General features: G+C 63.5%; 17 protein-coding genes. 14 read left to right on the top strand and 3 right to left on the bottom strand.

Going from position 1 to position 16,607, the window contains the following annotated elements; genetic code table 11:
• Positions 1 to 67: 67 nt before the first annotated feature.
• Positions 68 to 1,030, bottom strand: coding sequence for a polyprenyl synthetase family protein (locus R3E49_RS07890; RefSeq protein WP_371294554.1), 963 nt, complete (start codon positions 1,028 to 1,030; stop codon positions 68 to 70).
• 273 nt (positions 1,031 to 1,303) lie between these two features.
• On the opposite strand from R3E49_RS07890, the gene rplU reads away from it, so the two are divergent.
• The 6 genes from rplU (at position 1,304) to R3E49_RS07860 (ending at position 5,717) form a co-directional block, all read left to right on the top strand.
• A complete protein-coding gene (gene rplU, locus R3E49_RS07885) occupies positions 1,304 to 1,612 on the top strand; it encodes a 50S ribosomal protein L21 (protein ID WP_371294553.1) in 309 nt (102 codons plus the stop codon).
• Positions 1,613 to 1,627: 15 nt separating this feature from the next.
• Positions 1,628 to 1,885, top strand: a complete 258-nt coding sequence (rpmA, locus tag R3E49_RS07880) for a 50S ribosomal protein L27 (RefSeq protein WP_290742705.1) — start codon at positions 1,628 to 1,630, stop codon at positions 1,883 to 1,885.
• Between the two features lie 120 nt (positions 1,886 to 2,005).
• A complete protein-coding gene (cgtA, locus tag R3E49_RS07875; RefSeq protein WP_371294552.1) occupies positions 2,006 to 3,187 on the top strand; it encodes an Obg family GTPase CgtA in 1,182 nt (393 codons plus the stop codon).
• Positions 3,187 to 4,314 carry a glutamate 5-kinase gene (gene proB / locus R3E49_RS07870; protein WP_371294551.1) on the top strand — a complete coding sequence of 376 codons (1,128 nt, stop codon included), beginning with the start codon at positions 3,187 to 3,189 and terminating at the stop codon, positions 4,312 to 4,314. Before cgtA ends, proB begins: the two co-directional genes overlap by 1 nt.
• A gap of 24 nt (positions 4,315 to 4,338) precedes the next feature.
• Positions 4,339 to 5,247 carry a ZIP family metal transporter gene (locus R3E49_RS07865; RefSeq protein ID WP_371294550.1) on the top strand — a complete coding sequence of 303 codons (909 nt, stop codon included), beginning with the start codon at positions 4,339 to 4,341 and terminating at the stop codon, positions 5,245 to 5,247.
• A gap of 20 nt (positions 5,248 to 5,267) precedes the next feature.
• Complete coding sequence (locus R3E49_RS07860; protein ID WP_371294549.1) at positions 5,268 to 5,717, top strand: isoprenylcysteine carboxylmethyltransferase family protein; 450 nt, start codon at positions 5,268 to 5,270, stop codon at positions 5,715 to 5,717.
• A 13-nt stretch (positions 5,718 to 5,730) separates the two neighbouring features.
• Here the strand turns inward: R3E49_RS07860 and hemH are convergent, their stop codons facing one another.
• Entirely contained in the window at positions 5,731 to 6,807 is a 1,077-nt protein-coding gene (gene hemH / locus R3E49_RS07855; protein WP_371294548.1) for a ferrochelatase, read from the bottom strand.
• A gap of 239 nt (positions 6,808 to 7,046) precedes the next feature.
• Here hemH and R3E49_RS07850 point away from each other — a divergent pair, with 239 nt between their 5' ends.
• Complete coding sequence (locus R3E49_RS07850) at positions 7,047 to 7,400, top strand: UrcA family protein (protein ID WP_371294547.1); 354 nt, start codon at positions 7,047 to 7,049, stop codon at positions 7,398 to 7,400.
• A gap of 65 nt (positions 7,401 to 7,465) precedes the next feature.
• Here the strand turns inward: R3E49_RS07850 and R3E49_RS07845 are convergent, their stop codons facing one another.
• Entirely contained in the window at positions 7,466 to 8,416 is a 951-nt protein-coding gene (locus tag R3E49_RS07845) for a prenyltransferase (protein ID WP_371294653.1), read from the bottom strand.
• 148 nt (positions 8,417 to 8,564) lie between these two features.
• On the opposite strand from R3E49_RS07845, the gene R3E49_RS07840 reads away from it, so the two are divergent.
• From R3E49_RS07840 to R3E49_RS07810, 7 genes are all read left to right on the top strand, one after another.
• Positions 8,565 to 9,995, top strand: coding sequence for an amidohydrolase (locus R3E49_RS07840; RefSeq protein WP_371294546.1), 1,431 nt, complete (start codon positions 8,565 to 8,567; stop codon positions 9,993 to 9,995).
• 89 nt (positions 9,996 to 10,084) lie between these two features.
• The gene (locus tag R3E49_RS07835) at positions 10,085 to 10,567 is read left to right on the top strand and encodes a MarR family winged helix-turn-helix transcriptional regulator (protein WP_371294545.1); all 483 of its coding nucleotides are present in this window, start codon (positions 10,085 to 10,087) and stop codon (positions 10,565 to 10,567) included.
• The gene (locus tag R3E49_RS07830; protein ID WP_371294544.1) at positions 10,564 to 12,264 is read left to right on the top strand and encodes an aromatic amino acid hydroxylase; all 1,701 of its coding nucleotides are present in this window, start codon (positions 10,564 to 10,566) and stop codon (positions 12,262 to 12,264) included. The genes R3E49_RS07835 and R3E49_RS07830 overlap by 4 nt, the downstream gene beginning before the upstream one ends.
• A 111-nt stretch (positions 12,265 to 12,375) precedes the next feature.
• Positions 12,376 to 13,548, top strand: coding sequence for an acyl-CoA dehydrogenase family protein (locus R3E49_RS07825; RefSeq protein WP_371294543.1), 1,173 nt, complete (start codon positions 12,376 to 12,378; stop codon positions 13,546 to 13,548).
• 1 nt (position 13,549) lies between these two features.
• Complete coding sequence (locus R3E49_RS07820; protein ID WP_371294542.1) at positions 13,550 to 14,182, top strand: glutathione S-transferase family protein; 633 nt, start codon at positions 13,550 to 13,552, stop codon at positions 14,180 to 14,182.
• A gap of 84 nt (positions 14,183 to 14,266) precedes the next feature.
• A complete protein-coding gene (locus R3E49_RS07815; RefSeq protein WP_371294652.1) occupies positions 14,267 to 15,415 on the top strand; it encodes an acyl-CoA dehydrogenase family protein in 1,149 nt (382 codons plus the stop codon).
• 10 nt (positions 15,416 to 15,425) lie between these two features.
• Positions 15,426 to 16,556, top strand: a complete 1,131-nt coding sequence (locus R3E49_RS07810) for an acyl-CoA dehydrogenase family protein (protein WP_371294541.1) — start codon at positions 15,426 to 15,428, stop codon at positions 16,554 to 16,556.
• Positions 16,557 to 16,607: the final 51 nt, after the last annotated feature.

Here is a 16,607-nt window from a genome sequence, read left to right as displayed (position 1 = left end):
GTGCGCGCCGCTGTGTCTGGCGACCAGTATAGGCAGGGCTAACCCGGCCTGCAATTCAGGCGTGCGCTCAGTGATCGCGTTCGATGGATAATCGCGTCAGTTGCTGCAGGGCCTCCAGTGCCGGGCCCGCGGGCAGCCCGGCGAGGGCGGCCACCGCCAGGTCGTGATGCTCGCGCGCGCGCTCCCGCGTGTAGTCGATAGCAGCGCAGCGCCGTACGGCCTCGCTGATGGCGTCCAGCTCTGCGGCGGAGCGCTCAGTGATGGCCCGTTGCACCAGAGCCTGCTCGTCGGCGGTCCCGGTACGCAGGATATGAATCAGCGGCAGCGTGACCTTGCCCTCGCGCAAGTCATCGCCCACATTCTTGCCCATGGTGTCCGCATCGCCCGCGTAATCGAGCATGTCGTCAATCATCTGGAATGCCAGCCCCAGGTGCAGACCGAAACGGCGCAGGCTTTCCGCCTGCACCGCGTCAGTGCCGCTCAGCACGGCGGCGCCGTAGCAGGCCGCCGCGAACAGCACAGCGGTTTTGCGCGTAATGATGTCGATATAGTCCTGCTCGGTGGTGCCTGCATTGCCCGCGCGGGTCAGCTGCAGCACTTCGCCCTCGGCAATGGTGTTTGTGGTGTCCGCCATGTGCTGCAGTATCTCGATGTTGTCGAGCTGCACCATGAGCTGGAAGGCCCGGGTATAGAGAAAGTCGCCGACCAGGACGCTGGAGGCATTGCCGAACTCTGAGTTGGCCGTAGGCCTGCCCCGGCGCAGCTGCGAGACGTCGACCACGTCATCGTGCAGCAGCGTTGCGGTATGGATGAATTCAATGACGGCAGCAAAGGTCACGTGTCCCGCTGAGCAGGCGCCGAGTGCTTTGGCGGTCAGCAGTGTCAGCAAGGGGCGCATGCGCTTGCCGCCGGCGTCCACAATATAGTGGCCGACATTTTCGACCAGGGGCACGTTGGATTGGAGTTGCTGGATGATCAGCTGGTTGACCTGATCGAACTCCCCGGCAACGCTGGCGCGGATTTGCTGCATAGTATGAGGGCGTTGAAAATGCCCGCGCATGCTAGGTGGGTCGGGAGGGGGTGTCAAGCTTGGCGCCATCTGCTGCGCCGCCCGTGGAGTCGACAGAGGGCACAAATAATCCTTGCTCGAGCGGGGTGAGTTGAGTAAAATCGCCGCCCTCCGCGGCAGTTGCGCCTGATGCGTATGCCACGGAATCATGAGAACTGTTAGTGCCTGGCTCTGCCCCCTCGATAATCCAGGGTTATTTTCTGTCGCGAGCAGGCTAACTGAACGGAGAACGCAATGTACGCAGTGATTGAGAGCGGTGGCAAGCAGCATCGCGTGGTGGAGGGGGAGACCCTGAAGCTGGAGAAAATTGAAGTGGCCACCGGTGACACGATCGAATTCGACCGTGTATTGATGGTCGGCGGCGAGCAGGTCAAGATCGGTACTCCGCTGGTAGCGGGTGGCAAGGTCACGGCTGAAGTGGTCAGCCACGGTCGCCACAAGAAGGTTAAAATCGTCAAATTCAACCGCCGTAAGCACTATCGGAAAGAAACGGGCCACCGCCAGTGGTTCACCGAAGTGAAAATCACTGCAATCACGGCGTAACGGAGGCTAGCGACTATGGCACACAAGAAAGCAGGCGGCAGTACTCGTAACGGTCGCGATTCCGAAAGCAAACGCCTTGGCGTCAAGCGTTTTGGCGGTCAGCTGGTGCAGGCAGGCAACATCCTGATCCGCCAGCGTGGCACCCGTTTCCATCCCGGAGCCAATGTGCGTTGCGGCCGCGACCACACGCTGTTCGCGACCGCGGAAGGTCGGGTAGAGTTCGTGACGCGAGGCCCGAAAAACCGGAAATATGTGCAGGTGGTGAGCGCCTGATCAGGCGGACCACCTGGCCGGATAGACAGAAAGCCTCGTCAACTGACGGGGCTTTTTTTTTAGAGTAACTGACGTTCGCAAAGGCGAACGCGCTCCGGCAAGGGGCGCAACGGCCAAACCATGAAATTTGTAGACGAAGCAAGCATCAAAGTGTTCGCGGGCAACGGCGGCAACGGCTGCCTGAGTTTCCGCAGGGAAAAGTTTGTGCCGCGCGGCGGCCCCGATGGGGGCGACGGTGGCGATGGTGGCAGTGTCATCATGGAGGCAGACGAAAACCTGAACACCATGGTTGACTACCGTTTCGTGCGCAGCTATCGCGCCGAAAACGGTGAATCCGGCCGCAGCCGCAATTGTACCGGGAAGAGCGGGGAAGACCTGATTCTTCGGGTCCCGGTTGGTACGACCATCATTGATGAAGACAGCGCCGAGGTGCTCGGCGACCTGGCGGCGCACGGTGAACGGCTGGTCGTGGCCCAGGGCGGCTGGCACGGCCTCGGCAATGCGCGCTACAAATCCAGTACCAACCGCGCGCCGCGGCAAACCAGCCCCGGCACTGAGGGTGAGCAGCGCTCGCTGAAGCTGGAACTCAAGGTCCTTGCCGATGTGGGCTTGTTGGGGTTGCCGAACGCCGGCAAATCCACGCTGATCAGGGCAATCTCCGCGGCGCGACCGAAAGTGGCCGACTACCCGTTCACCACCCTGGTGCCGAATCTGGGTGTGGTCAAGGTTGACGCCCACCGCAGTTTTGTCGTGGCGGATATTCCCGGCCTGATCGAGGGTGCCTCCGATGGCGCGGGGCTGGGTATCCGCTTTCTCAAGCACCTGACGCGGAACCGGATTCTCCTGCACCTGGTGGATATGGCGCCGGTTGACGACAGTGAGCCGGCGGATGCGGCCCTCGCCATCGTGCGGGAGCTGGAGCGGTTCAGTCCCACACTGGCCGCCCGCCAGCGCTGGCTGGTGTTGAACAAGGTGGATCTGGTGCCCGAGGATGAGCTCCCGGCCCGTCGCGCAGCCTTGCTCGAAGCGCTGGATTGGCAGGGGCCGGTCTATGAAACCGCCGCCATCAGCGGCGCGGGCACCAAGCGCCTGTGCCAGGATCTGATGGTGGCGCTGGAAGAGCAGAAAGCGCTGGAACTCGCCGACCCCGAGGTGGCAGAAGCCGAGGCGGAGCAACAGTCCCGCATGCAACAGGAAGCGCGCGAACGCATTGAAGCCCTGCGCGCCCGTCACCGCCGCCAGCCGGAGGATGACGCCAGTGACGACGATAGCGACGATGTTGAAGTGGAATACGTGCACTGATGGCTGAACAGGATCGCGAAACAATTGCCGCCAGCCGGCGCTGGGTCATCAAGGTGGGTAGCGCGCTGCTGACCAACGATGGTCGCGGTCTGGATGCGGCGATGATTGGCAGTCTGGTTGCCCAGATTGCGGCACTGCGGGAACGCGGTGCAGAGGTGGTGCTGGTCTCCAGCGGCGCGGTCGCAGCCGGCCTGGTGCGGTTGGGTTGGCCGAGGCGTCCCACCCGCCTGCATGAGCTGCAGGCGGCCGCCGCAGTCGGTCAGTCCTCGCTGATACAGAGCTATGAAACCGCGTTTCGCGGGTACGATATTGTCTCGGCACAGGTGCTGTTGGGTCACGACGACATCACCGCGCGCGATCGCTACCTGAACGCCCGCAGCACACTGACCACCTTGTTGCGCCTCGGTGTGGTACCCGTCATCAACGAAAACGATACCGTGGTCACGGATGAAATCCGCTTTGGCGACAATGACACCCTGGCCGCCCTGGTGGCCAACCTGATTGATGCCGATGCCCTGCTGCTGCTGACCGACCAGCAGGGGCTGTACGAGGAGGATCCGCGCCTCAACCCCTTCGCGGTGCTGGTGGATAGCCGCGACGTGCACGATGAGGCGCTGGATCGCATGGCGGGGGAAGGCGGGGCGCTCGGCCGCGGCGGTATGATCACCAAACTGCGCGCTGCGCGCCTTGCAGCGCGTTCGGGCACCGAGACGGTCATCGCCAGCGGGCGCCATCCCGATGTGGTTGCTCAGGTAGCGGCGGGGAACGCGCTGGGCACCTGGCTACGCTCCGGCAGGCAGTCGGAAAACGCCCGCAAGCAATGGTTGGCGGGCATGGTGCGCATCCCGGGCAGCCTGGAACTGGATGCCGGCGCGGTGCGTGTGCTCAAGGAGTCCGGCCGTAGCCTGCTACCCGTGGGTGTTCACGCCGTGACAGGACAGTTTGAGCGCGGTGATATGGTGCTTTGCGTAGACCAGGAGGGGCGCGAAGTGGCGCGCGGCCTGGTGAATTACAGCGCGGACGAGGCGCGGCGCATAATGGGCAGGCCGTCTGTTGAGATAGCGCCGTTGCTGGGTTATCAAGGTGATGAAGAGCTGATTCACCGCGACAACCTGGTATTGTGCTAGCGGCGCTGGAGGCCGGGAAAACCCATGAGCCTGACACCCGAACTGCTGTTGGTTGCGTACTGTGTGGCCATCGCGCTGCTGTCCCTGGCCGGGGGTCTGCTGCCGAACTGGGTGAGGATGACCCACACCCGTACCCAGCTGGTGATGAGTTTTGTCTCGGGGCTGATGCTGGGTGTCGCGTTCTATCACCTTCTGCCACACAGTATCGCCCTGCAGCCGCGTGAGTATGGCGCGGATGCGTCGGTCTGGTGGCTGATGATCGGCCTTATTACCATGCTTCTGTTGCTGCGCATGTTTCATTTTCACCAGCACGACTTCAGTGAGGAAGAGCATGAGCATCATGATCATGACCACAGCCACGCGCACGACCATGATCACCATGGCGATGCAGCCGCAGCGCCCACTGCACTGGTGCCCGCGCAGGCGGTTCCCGCTGCACACCGCCTCAGCTGGGTTGGACTCGCGCTTGGACTGGGTGTACACACGCTGATTGATGGCGTTGCCCTGGGGGCGGTGATGCAGGGTGAGGTTGGGCGCAGTGCGGGGCTGCTCGGCGTCGGGGTGTTTCTGGCTATCCTTCTGCATAAACCGCTGGATGCCATGTCCATCACCACCATCATGGAGGCAGGCGGTTGGAGCCGGCGCTCCCGTTCGCTGGCCAATCTCGGGTTTGCGCTGCTCTGCCCGTTGGGCGCGCTGCTGTTTTTCTTCGGGGTGGATCTGCTTGGGGATGCCCGTCACCACGCCGTGGCGGGTGCGCTGGCGTTTTCTGCCGGCGCCTTCATCTGCATTGCCCTGAGCGATCTGCTGCCCGAGGTGCACTTTCACAGCCACGATCGCGGCAAATTGACTCTGGCCTTCCTTGCCGGGATTATACTGGCCTACGCGATAGGCGGGCTGGAGCCCGCCGGTGTGCACATGCACGGCGTCTGAACAGAGGAAAGGAGAGGACCATGGTCAAACGCATTATCTATCCACCCATGTGGATGGTTTTCGGGGTTTGTGCCATTTTTGCCTTCAATGAATTCTACCCGGGCCCCCGTTTCACCAGTCAGGCCAGCCAGTTGCTGGGCGGGGCCATTTTACTCGCGGGTCTTGCCATGCTCGTGGTGGCAGGCGGACTTTTCAAACGCGCCGGCACGGACCTGATCCCCTTCCGCAATGTGTCGGCGCTGGTCACTACAGGCGTCTACCGTTTCACCCGCAATCCCATGTATCTGGGTATGACGGCCATTCTGCTCGGCGTCGCGGTGACGGTGGGGTCCAGCATGGCGTTGCTGGTCCCGCCGTTGTTCATGGTGATTGTCGAGTGGCGCTACATTCGGCCCGAAGAGGCACTACTGCAGGGCCTCTTTCCCGAAGACTACCCTGCCTATTGTGCCCGTGTGCGGCGTTGGCTGTAGCCAACGCTGAATGTCACGCGCCCAGCGCCCTGGCGCGGGCGCGGGTAGCCTCTGCGTCGAAGGGCTTTTCTGACCAGCCCAGCATCTGCTCCTCGATCAGCGTGGTGAGTGCCTCGATGTGTGCCGGGTCACTGTTCAGGCAGGGAATATACTCGTAGCGTTCACCGCCGGCCTCCATAAAGTAGCCGCGATTCTCCACGCCGATTTCTTCGATGGTTTCCAGGCAGTCTGCAGAGAAACCCGGACAAATGACCTGAACGGACTTCACACCCTGTGCGGGCAAGCCCCGCAGGGTGTCGTCCGTGTAGGGTTTGAGCCAGGGTTCACGGCCAAAGCGCGATTGAAAGCAGGTCAGGTAGTCACCGGCGTCCAGCTCCAGCGCTTCCGCCAGGAGGCGGCTGGTTTTGTGGCAGTGGCAGTGATAAGGATCACCATTGTGCAGGTAGCGCTCAGGTTCGCCGTGGTAGGACATGATCAGGCGGTCGGCGCGACCGTGCGTCTGCCAGTGCGTGCGCACGCTCGCGGCCAGTGCACGGATATAGGCGGGATGGTCGTGATACTGCGCGACGAAGCGTAATTCTGGCAGCCAGCGGCGCTGCCGGAAGTCGGCCGCGAGGGCGTCAAAGGTGGAGCCGGTTGTTGGCCCGCTGTATTGCGGATACAGCGGCAGCACGACCAGCCTCTGTACGCCACGGTCGAGAAGTGATTGCAGCTGTTCCGACAGGGGATGGGAGCCATAGCGCATGGCAAATTCCACCAGCACGGAGTCGCCATGGGTTTTCTGCAGCGCCTGGCGTAGTGCGCTGGCCTGCTCACGGGTGTGCAGCAGCAGCGGCGAACCTTGTTCGGTCCATACCGTACGGTAGGCCTTCGCAGAGCGCGCAGGTCGAACGTTGAGGATGATGCCGTGCAGGATGAACAGCCAGAGCAGGCGGGGCACTTCGACCACCCGTGGGTCGGACAAAAACTCCTTCAGGTAGCGGCGCAACGCTCCCTTTTCAGGAGCATCGGGTGTTCCAAGATTGGTGACCAGTACGCCGATTCGGGGCGCCTGACGGTGGTCGTAGTCCTGTTGTCCGCGGTATCGCATGGGGTTGCATTATCCTGTGGCTACGCTCGAAAGCCAAGCGGCGGTGCGTGTGAAGAGTCGGTTACGCAAGCCACTCGTCGCTGGATTGATGCATTTCATCGCTGGCCCCCTGCAACTCATCGAAAGCCCCTGTCGGCAGGCGCACGGGGCCTCTAATCTGTGTTCCATGGACAGCGCGGGACACCACCTAGCGGGTCCTCAAACCAACAACAACGCCACATTTGGCCAGGAGAACGACCATGCAATCATCTATCAAGAAGTACATCGCCACACTCGCTTTCGGTGCGTGCAGCACAGTAGCTCTTGCAGCAACCGCTGCCACTGTGCACGAAGACACGCTGGTACTGGCCAAGGGAATGGAAGCCGCCAGTGTGCGGGTTGAGCTCAGCGATCTCAATCTGGACACCGCGCAGGGCCAGCAAGTGCTGCACCAGCGGATCAGCGCGGCTGCTCGCGAAGTCTGCGGTTCTACCGATTATCGTGCCGCTGGTGGCCTGCGCCAGGCCGCGAACAACCGCGCCTGTCACGCCTCAGCGTTTGCCGAGGCTGTGAGCCAGGTTGGCGCCGAGCACGTTGCCGGTACCCTGCGCTAGCGAGGTCAACTCCCGCTACCCCTGGTGGGAGTCCCGGGGAGTCACCGTCAGGTGGCTCCCTTTTTTTATAACAGCGTATCGAGAAGCACGCCGGCTAGGAACAACGGCGTGAACTGGCGCGTGTGGCGGAAACAGGCTGCGGAGAACCAGAGTGGCCAAAGCGTCGCAGAGTAGGCTGGCGGCCGGCTCTCGGGCTTGCTTGCGCGCAGCGCCCGCAACGTTTTCTGCAGGGCTGGGACGCTGGCAAAAACCAGCAGCAGCGGCCAGCCAAATGCCTGCATGAGAACCAGCCCCAGCGTCAGCGCGTATTGCGCCAGCAGCAGGGCGGCGGTTGTCCTCCTCGCGCGATTTTCGCCCAGCAATACCGGTAGGGTGTGGACACCCTTGGCGCGGTCGGCGCCGAGTTTGTCGATGTGCTTGCCGAACAGCACGGTAGTGGGGCCCAGGGCGAACACCAGGCTGAGCCATGCCACTTCGTTGCTCCATTCGCCGGATACCACGAAGTAGGTGCCCCCCACCATCAACGGCCCCCAGACCAGAAGCACGGCGGGTTCGCCAAGCCCGACATACTTCAACGGCCAGGTATAAAACAGCACAAAGAAGGCACCGGCCAGCAATAACGCCAGTGTCGGCCCGCTACGTTCGCTCACCAGCCAGAGGCCCAGCGCCAGCGCCACCCCGGCGGTGAACGCGAAATAGCGCCAGAATTGCGCCTCGCTCATCAGGCCGTCTTCCAGCACGTGCACGCCATACTGATTGCGATAGTAATTGCCGCGGTCAATTCCCCTGCGGGAATCGGTGTAATCGTTGAGCAGGTTGTTGCTGGCGTGTGCAAATAACAGGCCGGTCGCACAGGCGAACCAGAAGAGCGGGTCGAAACTGCCGGCACGCCAGGCCAGCAATCCGCCGAGCATGGCCGCGGTCAGTGTCATGAACAGCACGGACGCCCTGCAAGCCAGCAGCCACCGAGCCACGGGGTCCAGCTGCGCCCATTGCTCGGTGGTCACACCGGGCATTCCATTCAGGGCTGCCGCCCACAATTTGAGGTTTACCACATCCACAAGCCTTGCTCACGACCCTTTGGCCTGCAAGCATATCAGGCATTGTGTCGCCTGCGATGGTAAGGTGGCGAAATCCCCGATTCAGCTCACGGAGGCAGATACCATGCACAGATTCACCGCCATTGCGGCGCTCACCACAGTCCTGATTGCCAGTGGAGCGCAGGGCGGCGACGAGGAGAGCATGCTCACCAGACTTGATCGTGAACAGCCGCACTACGCCAGTCTGGCACTCGCGCTCTGGGACAAGGCCGAGCTCGGCTACCTCGAGAACGAGAGTAGCGCCCTGCTGCAGGACACGCTGGCCCGCGAGGGGTTCAGCATTGAGACCGGCGTGGCCGGACTGCCCACGGCTTTTGTCGCCAGCTATGGCAGCGGCGCCCCGGTCATCGGTCTGCTGGCAGAGTTCGATGCGTTGCCCGGCATTTCCCAGACCGCAGCACCGGTAAGGGAGCCCGCAGCGGAGAAGCACAGCGGTCACGCCTGCGGTCATCACCTGTTCGGGGCTGGCTCGGTGGCCGCGGCGGTCGCCGTGCGTCACTGGATGGAGGAAAACGGCGTGAGTGGTACCCTTCGGCTGTACGGCACGCCGGCGGAAGAGGGTGGCTCCGGCAAGGTGTACATGGTGCGAGCCGGACTGTTTGAGGGTGTGGATTCAGTGCTGGTGTGGCACCCGTCTGACCGCAATCAATCCAACCCCGCCACGACGCTGGCCAACAAGTCTGCCAAGTTCCGGTTTCGCGGCGTGTCCTCGCATGCCGCCGTGGCCCCGGAGCGCGGGCGCTCCGCGCTGGATGGCGTGGAGGCGATGAATATCATGGCCAACATGTTGCGCGAACACATGCCACAGGAAGTGCGCATGCACTACGTGATCACCAGTGGTGGCTCGGCGCCGAACGTGGTGCCGGACTTTGCCGAATCTTTCTACTACTTGCGTCATCCCGAGGCGGCAACCCTGGAGGCGCTCTGGGAACGGCTTGTCGCAACGGCTGAAGGCGCCGCGCTGGGTACCGGCACCGAGGTGAGCTACGAGGTGATTCACGGCAACCACAGCGTGCTGCCCAACGAAACCCTGGCGAGGACCATGCACGAGCGCCTGTCGCAGGTCGGGGGTGTTCAGTACAGTGCGCGCGATCTGGCCTTCGCCAACACGCTGGCGGAGTCGCTGGCCCAGAGCGAGGCGGACCTGGCTGCCGCCGCGGCACGCATAGAACCCTTCGCACCCTCGCGGAGTATGGGCTCGACGGATGTGGGAGATGTGAGCTGGGTGGTGCCGACAACCGAGATGCGTGCGGCGACCTGGGTGCCTGGCACTGCGCCCCACACCTGGCAGGCGATTGCCGCGGGCGGCACTGATATCGGCGTCAAAGGCATGATGGTGGCTGCCAAAACCCTCGCACTCACGGCTGCGGACCTGTTCCAGCAACCGCAGCTGTTGCATGCCGCACGCAGCGAATTCGAGCAGCGTCGGGGAGCGGATTTCAGCTATCGTCCGCTGTTGGGTGATCGCGAACCGCCGCTGGACTACCGCAAGTAGCAGGCGGGTGGCTTTGGGGAATTTGGTTGCATTGGAAACCACTTTCCCCGGGCGTATACTCAGGGCCTGTCTCTGCCTGCAGGTGCCCCATGCCGAATTCCCTTTCCCTCGCGCGATTCCTGCCTTACCGCTGTAACAGCCTGGCGCGCAAAATCAGTGTTTCCCTGTCGCGTATCTACAGTGACCGCTTTGGCCTGAGCATTCCCCAGTGGCGTGTGCTGGTCACACTCGCCGAATACGGTGAGCTGCAGGCACGACAGGTCACGGAACTCACGACGCTGGACAAGGTGCAGGTCTCGCGGGCGGTCGCCGGCCTCGCGGAACGCAATCTGCTACTGCGTCGCAGTTGTGACCGCGACAGCCGGGCATCACTGCTGCGCCTCAGTGCGTCTGGTCTGGCGCTGTTTCGTCGTATCGAACCGGAGGCACTGGCCTGGGAGCAGGCGTTGCTGGCTCCCCTGCAAGCCGGGGAGCGGGACACACTGTTTAACCTGCTCGACCGACTGGATCTGCAATTGCAGGCGATGTCTCCAACCTCGGACAGCACAGAACGCCCGGAGAGTGCCGCATGACACAGGAGGAGGTGGTCGCCAGTCTGCCGACGCATCTACGGCCCTTTGTTGCGGTCCAGGACTATCGGCAGCAGTACACGGCGCAGGACCAGGCACTGTGGCGTTTCATCATGCGGCACCTGGTGCGGCAGCTGCGCGACACTGCGCATCCGGTATATCTGGAGGGTCTCGCCCGCACCGGCATCGCACTGGACCATATTCCCTCAATCGACGAGATGAACGCCTGCCTCGCGCAGTTGGGCTGGCGCGCTGTCGTGGTCGAGGGCTTTATTCCGCCGGCCATCTTCATGGAGTTTCAGGCGCTGCGGGTGCTGGTGATTGCACTGGATATGCGCAGTGTTGAACACGTTGTTTACACCCCGGCGCCGGACATCGTGCATGAGGCGGCCGGGCATGCGCCCTTTATCGTGGATGTCGATTACGCTGAATTCCTGCAGCGCTTTGGCGAAATCGGCATGCGTGCCATCGCCTCCCGGCGCGATCACGCACAGTACGAAGCGATTCGTGAGCTCTCGATACTCAAGGAAACACCGGGCGTGGAGCCGCAACGCATCGCCGCCGCGGAGCAGGCGCTGAACGCGCTGCAGGCGGTCGAAGAGGCGCCCTCCGAGGCAGCCCTGCTGGCGCGCCTGCACTGGTGGACGGTCGAGTACGGCCTGGTCGGTGATGTTGCAGATTACCGGCTGTTCGGGGCCGGGCTGCTGTCCTCCCTGGGCGAGGGCCGCCATTGCCTGGACGACCTGCAGGTGCGCAAACTGCCGCTTACGGTGGACGCGGTGTCGCAAACCTACGACATCACCCGGGAGCAGCCACAGCTGTACGTCACTCGCAGCTGTCGGCATCTGAGCCAGGTGCTGGAAGAGTTCGCCGCGACCATGGCGTATCGCGTAGGCGGCGCAGCGGCCCTGCGTCAGGCTATTGCCGCCGGCACCGTGTGCACGGCGGAATATGACACGGGTGTTCAGGTGAGCGGCTGCTTCACGTCGGTGTTGTGCGATGCGGTTGGCAAGGCGGTTTATATGCAGTGTGTGGGGCCGACCCAGATCGCTTTCCAGGGCGCGGAGATCTATGGACACGGCACGACAACGCACGCCGAGGGCTTTGGCTCGCCGATTGGCAAGCTGAAGGACTTCACCCGTTGTCTGTCCGAGTACTCGGTGGATGAGCTGAAGGCGCACAACATACGCATTGGAAAGCCGGTTTGCCTGGAGTTTCTGTCGGGCATCACCGTGCGCGGATACCTGCAGGATGTGCTGCGGCAGGAACACCGCAATCTGCTGCTCAGCTTCAGCGACTGCACGGTGACCGACCTGCAGGGTGAAGTGCTGTTCGAGCCGGCATGGGGGCGTTACGACATGGCGGTGGGCGGAGCAATCTGCTCGGTGTTTGGCGGCAGCGCGGACCGCGCTAAGTATCCGCTCTACCAGCCCGTCAGCAGTGCGCGTTCCCCGCGCGCAACGCCCGATGCCGAACTTGAGGCAGCCTACCACGCGGTGGCGACGCTGGCGCTGGGTGCTGATCAGGCCCCGGTGGTCAGGGCACTCGATGCCCGGCCTGAGGACTGGCTGCTGCGGGCAGAGGTGTTGGCCCTGGGTGACCGCGCCCCTGCGACCCTGGCGCAGCGTGCGCGTCGCGAACTACGCGACATCGGCGCCGCGCATCCGGAGCTCCAGGAGGTCCTCGCACTGGTCTCCTAGCGGATCGGCGATGGTGCCTGTCCGTGGGCTGCGCCGGCTGCGGGGCATGCATCCCGGCGAGGCTTACCGTACTATACCGGCTCGCCTGAAATGACCGCCCGGAGAGGACCGATGTCCCTGGATTTTGACAGTGCACGATTACCCAACCCCTGGTTCACCGAGGAGCACGAAGCCTGGCGCACGCAGCTGCGCCGTTTTATCGACAGTGAAATCATGCCGTTTGCCGATGATTGGGACGAGGCGGGCGAGATTCCGGCAGCGCTCTGGCCCAAGGCCGCGGCTGTGGGGTTGCTGGGGCTGGGCTATCCGGAAGCCTATGGGGGCACCAGTGAGGGTATCGACAGCTGGCACGCGTGGATCACCCAGGAGGAACTGGCGCGTATCGGTGCCGGCGGTATCCCTGCCAGTCTCATGGTGCACGGTATTGGCCTGCCGCCGGTAATCCACTGGGGCTCCGAAGAGATGAAACAGCGGGTGGCTCCGCCGGTGCTGGCCGGCGAGAAGCATATCGCCCTGGGGATTACTGAACCCGGAGGCGGCTCCGATGTGGCCAGCCTCACCACAACGGCGGTGCGCGACGGCGACGTCTACGTGGTTAACGGCTCCAAAACCTACATTACCGGGGGCATGCGCGCCGACTGGGTGTCCACCGCGGTGCGCACGGGTGGCGAGGGTGGCAAGGGCGTCTCCATGCTGCTCATTCCCACAAACGCAGAGGGTTTCAGCCGCACCCCGCTGAGCCGCAAGCAGGGCTGGTGGGCATCGGACACGGCAACCCTGTATTTTGACAACGTGCGGGTGCCCGCAGACCAGCTGATCGGGCCGGAAAACCAGGGTTTCTGGGTTATCATGACCAATTTCAACGGCGAACGCATGGCGATGGCCGCCGGCATGGAAGCGATGGCACGTGTTTGCCTGGAAGAGGCAGTGGCCTGGGCCCGCGAACGCCGTACCTTCGGCAAGCGCCTGGCGGATCACCAGGTCATTCGCCACAAGATTGCGCAGATGAAGCAGAAGATCAACGCCACCCAGGCGTATATACGCTTGTGCTATGAAACGATTGAAGCGGGCACCGCGAACCCGGGTGATATCGCCCTGCTCAAGGTGCAGGCCAGTGAGACGGTGGAGTTCTGTGCCCGCGAGGCGATGCAGATCCTCGGTGGCATTGGCTACATGCGCGGTAGTCGCGTCGAGCGGATATACCGTGAGGTTCGGGTCAATGCCATCGGCGGCGGCTCGGAAGAGATCATGCGTGACCTGGCGGCGCGCCAGTACGGAGTCTGAGATGAAGTTATGGCACTGCGGTGGCGCCCGCTCACTGCGTCCCCTGTGGACGCTGGAAGAGCTGGGGCTGGACTATGAGCTGGAGGTGCTGCCGTTCCCTCCGCGGGTGATGCAGCCGGATTACCTCAAAGTGAACAGCCTGGGCACGGTGCCCTATTTTGTCGACGGCGATACCGTGATGACGGAATCGGTGGGGATTTGCCAGTATCTGGTAGACCGCTACGAGGATCGGGGCCTGGGCCTGCGCCCGGAGCATCCCGAGTACGGCGCCTACCTGAATTGGCTGCACCACAGCGATGCCACGCTCACGTTTCCCCAGACCATCGCCCTGCGCTACTACTTTTTTGAGCCTGATCCGGCGAAGCGCGCGGTAGCGGATGACTACGCGAAGTGGTTTCGGGCCCGCCTGCGGCGCCTCGATGAGTGCCTCGAGCGCCAGGCGTACCTGGTGGCGGAGCGCTTTACCGTGGCGGATATCGCCATCGGCTATGCACTGTATCTGGGTCAGATGCTGCACCTGGACAAATATTACAAACCCGCCACGGCAGACTATCTGCAGCGGCTGATGGCGCGCCCGGGCTTCCAGCGCGCGAATGCCCACGCGGAACCCCTGGTCCTGCCCGATGTGGTTTGAGAGCCGACTGTTGACGAGGAGTACGCTGTGAGTCAGGTGAGTGATCGGGAAAAGGCAGAGTTTCGGCAGCAGGTGGGAGCGTGGATGCAGGCCAACCGCCCGGCGGATCCCGGGTTCCTGCTGCCGCAATCCTTTATGGAGGTCGGCAGCGAGCAGCAGCTGGAGTTCCTCCGTGAGTGGCAGCACAAGGTGTGGTCGGCAGGGTATCTGGGCATGGCCTGGCCGCGGCAATACGGCGGGCAGGGCGTGGATCCCGTCTACCAGTCCATCGCCGATCAGGAGATGCGTCGCCATGGCGTTCCCATCTGCTTCAACGTGATCGGCCTGGGCTGGGCCGGGCCGCTGATCAACGACATCGGTACGGAAGCCGAGAAAGCGCGCTACCTGAAAGGCATTCTCTCGGGTGAGGACATCTGGTGCCAGGGGTTTTCCGAGCCGGACCACGGTTCCGACCTCGGCAGCGCGCAGTTGCGGGCCCGGCGGGAAGGTGATGAATACGTGCTCAATGGCACCAAAATCTGGACCACCATGGGCAACTTCGCGAAATACATGATCCTGCTCGCGCGCACCAATCCGCAGGCGGAGCGCAAGTACGATGGGCTGTCGTTCTTCCTGGCGCCGATGCAGGTACCGGGTATCGACCCGCGGCCGATACGCAAGCTCACCGGGGAATACGGGTTTACCGAAACCTTTTTCACCGACGCGCGCATCCCCGCCAGCTGTCTGATGGGGGAGGAGGGGCAGGGCTGGAAAATCGCCATGCGCACGCTGCAATATGAGCGCGGCGCGGAAGCCGGTGCGGCGGGTGGTCTGGCCTTTGTGCGCATTGCGATCGACGACATGATTGCCGAACTGGCGGACGTCGAGCGCGACGGCGAACCCGCACTGCAGGACCCTGCGGTGCGCGACCAGCTTGTACAAATGATCATGGAGGAGAAAGCGGTGGTGCTGTGTGACCGGCGTGCCGCTATACCGGCCCTGACCACGGACTACCCCTTCTCGCTGCCACTCTCGAACAAGCTGCGTTTCACCGAGAGCACCCGGCGCATGCGCCAGATGGCCATCAACCTGCAGGGCGCGGACGGTGGCCTGTATGTGGGCGACGCGGCGGCGCGCCAGGGCGGCTTCTGGCAGCGGGCCTACCTGAACAGTTTTTCCGCCACCATCGGCGGCGGCACCAGCCAGGTGCAGGCCAATATCATTGCAGAGCACATCCTGGGTTTGCCCAAGTAAGGAGAGAACGGTGTCGGTGATTGGGAATACAGCGCTGGATTTCACTGACGACCAGGCGATGATCCTGGATGTGGCCCGGGGTTTCTGTGCCGACAGGTCACCGCTGGAACGCGTGCGGGACTTGCTGGAATCAGACCTCGGCTACGATCCTGCGGTCTGGGGCGAGATGGTCGGCATGGGCTGGCCGGGGATGGCTCTGCCAGAAGCCGTAGGCGGTTCAGGGCTGGGCGTGTCGGTGGCGGTTCCCGTGTGCGAGGCGCTGGGGCGGTCCCTGCTGGGCGGCCCCCTGCTGGCTACGCTGCTGGCGGGCCAGCTCTTGTTGCGCGCCAGCGCGGGACGTGACGGCAGCGCTGTGCTGGCGGCGATTGCCGCCGGGGCGCCGGCCACCATCGCCTTGCTGGATAACGCCGACTGGGGCACTGAGCAGATCCGCTGTGAACTGGGCAGCGACGGCGTCCTGCGTGGGGTCAAGCAGCAGGTCATGGAAGCCGCCGCCGCGGAGTGGTTGGTCGTCGTGGCGCAGGAGCAGGGAGAGCCCGTGCTGGCGGTGGTGCCGGCGGCGGCCGTTGCGCCGGCAGCGCGGCGCGACCACGTACTGATCGATGCCACGCGTCGCGCCCAGACTATCGACTTCAGCGGCGTGCAGGTTGCAGGGGACGCTGTGCTGCGCGGCCCCGACGTTGCCCGCGCACTGCGGGATGTGCGTCTTCTCGGGGGGTTGTTGTTGGCGGCGGAAGCCGCTGGCAGCGCTGCCAGCTGCCTGGACACAACGGTGGAGTACCTGAAGACCCGTACACAGTTCGGCAAACTGATAGGCTCCTACCAGGCGCTCAAGCACCCCTGCGTCGAGATTCTGATGGCGCTGGATGCCACCCGGTCGTTCGTCTACCACGCGGCCACCCTGGTGGATGATGCGCCGCTGGATGGGGATGCGGAAATCGCCTGTCGCATGGCGAAGGCGCAGGCCACAGAAACGCTGAAATACGCTGGCGATCGAGCGGTGCAGTTCCACGGCGGCATGGGCTTTACCTGGGAGTGCGACGCGCAGCTCTATGTGCGCCGCGCGCAATGGGTGCAACAGGCCTTCGGCGATGCGCAGCATCACCGGAAAAGGCTCGCGCGGCTGCTGCTTGATCGCTGAATCCGGTCTGTCTGGCTTCTGCCCGATCTCCCGTCAGTCCGGGGGCCACAT

This window comes from Haliea sp., from assembly GCF_041395985.1.
Classification (GTDB): domain Bacteria; phylum Pseudomonadota; class Gammaproteobacteria; order Pseudomonadales; family Halieaceae; genus Haliea.
The sequence above is the reverse complement of the archived record's forward strand: the minus strand, read 5'-3'. Positions and strand labels throughout refer to the sequence as shown.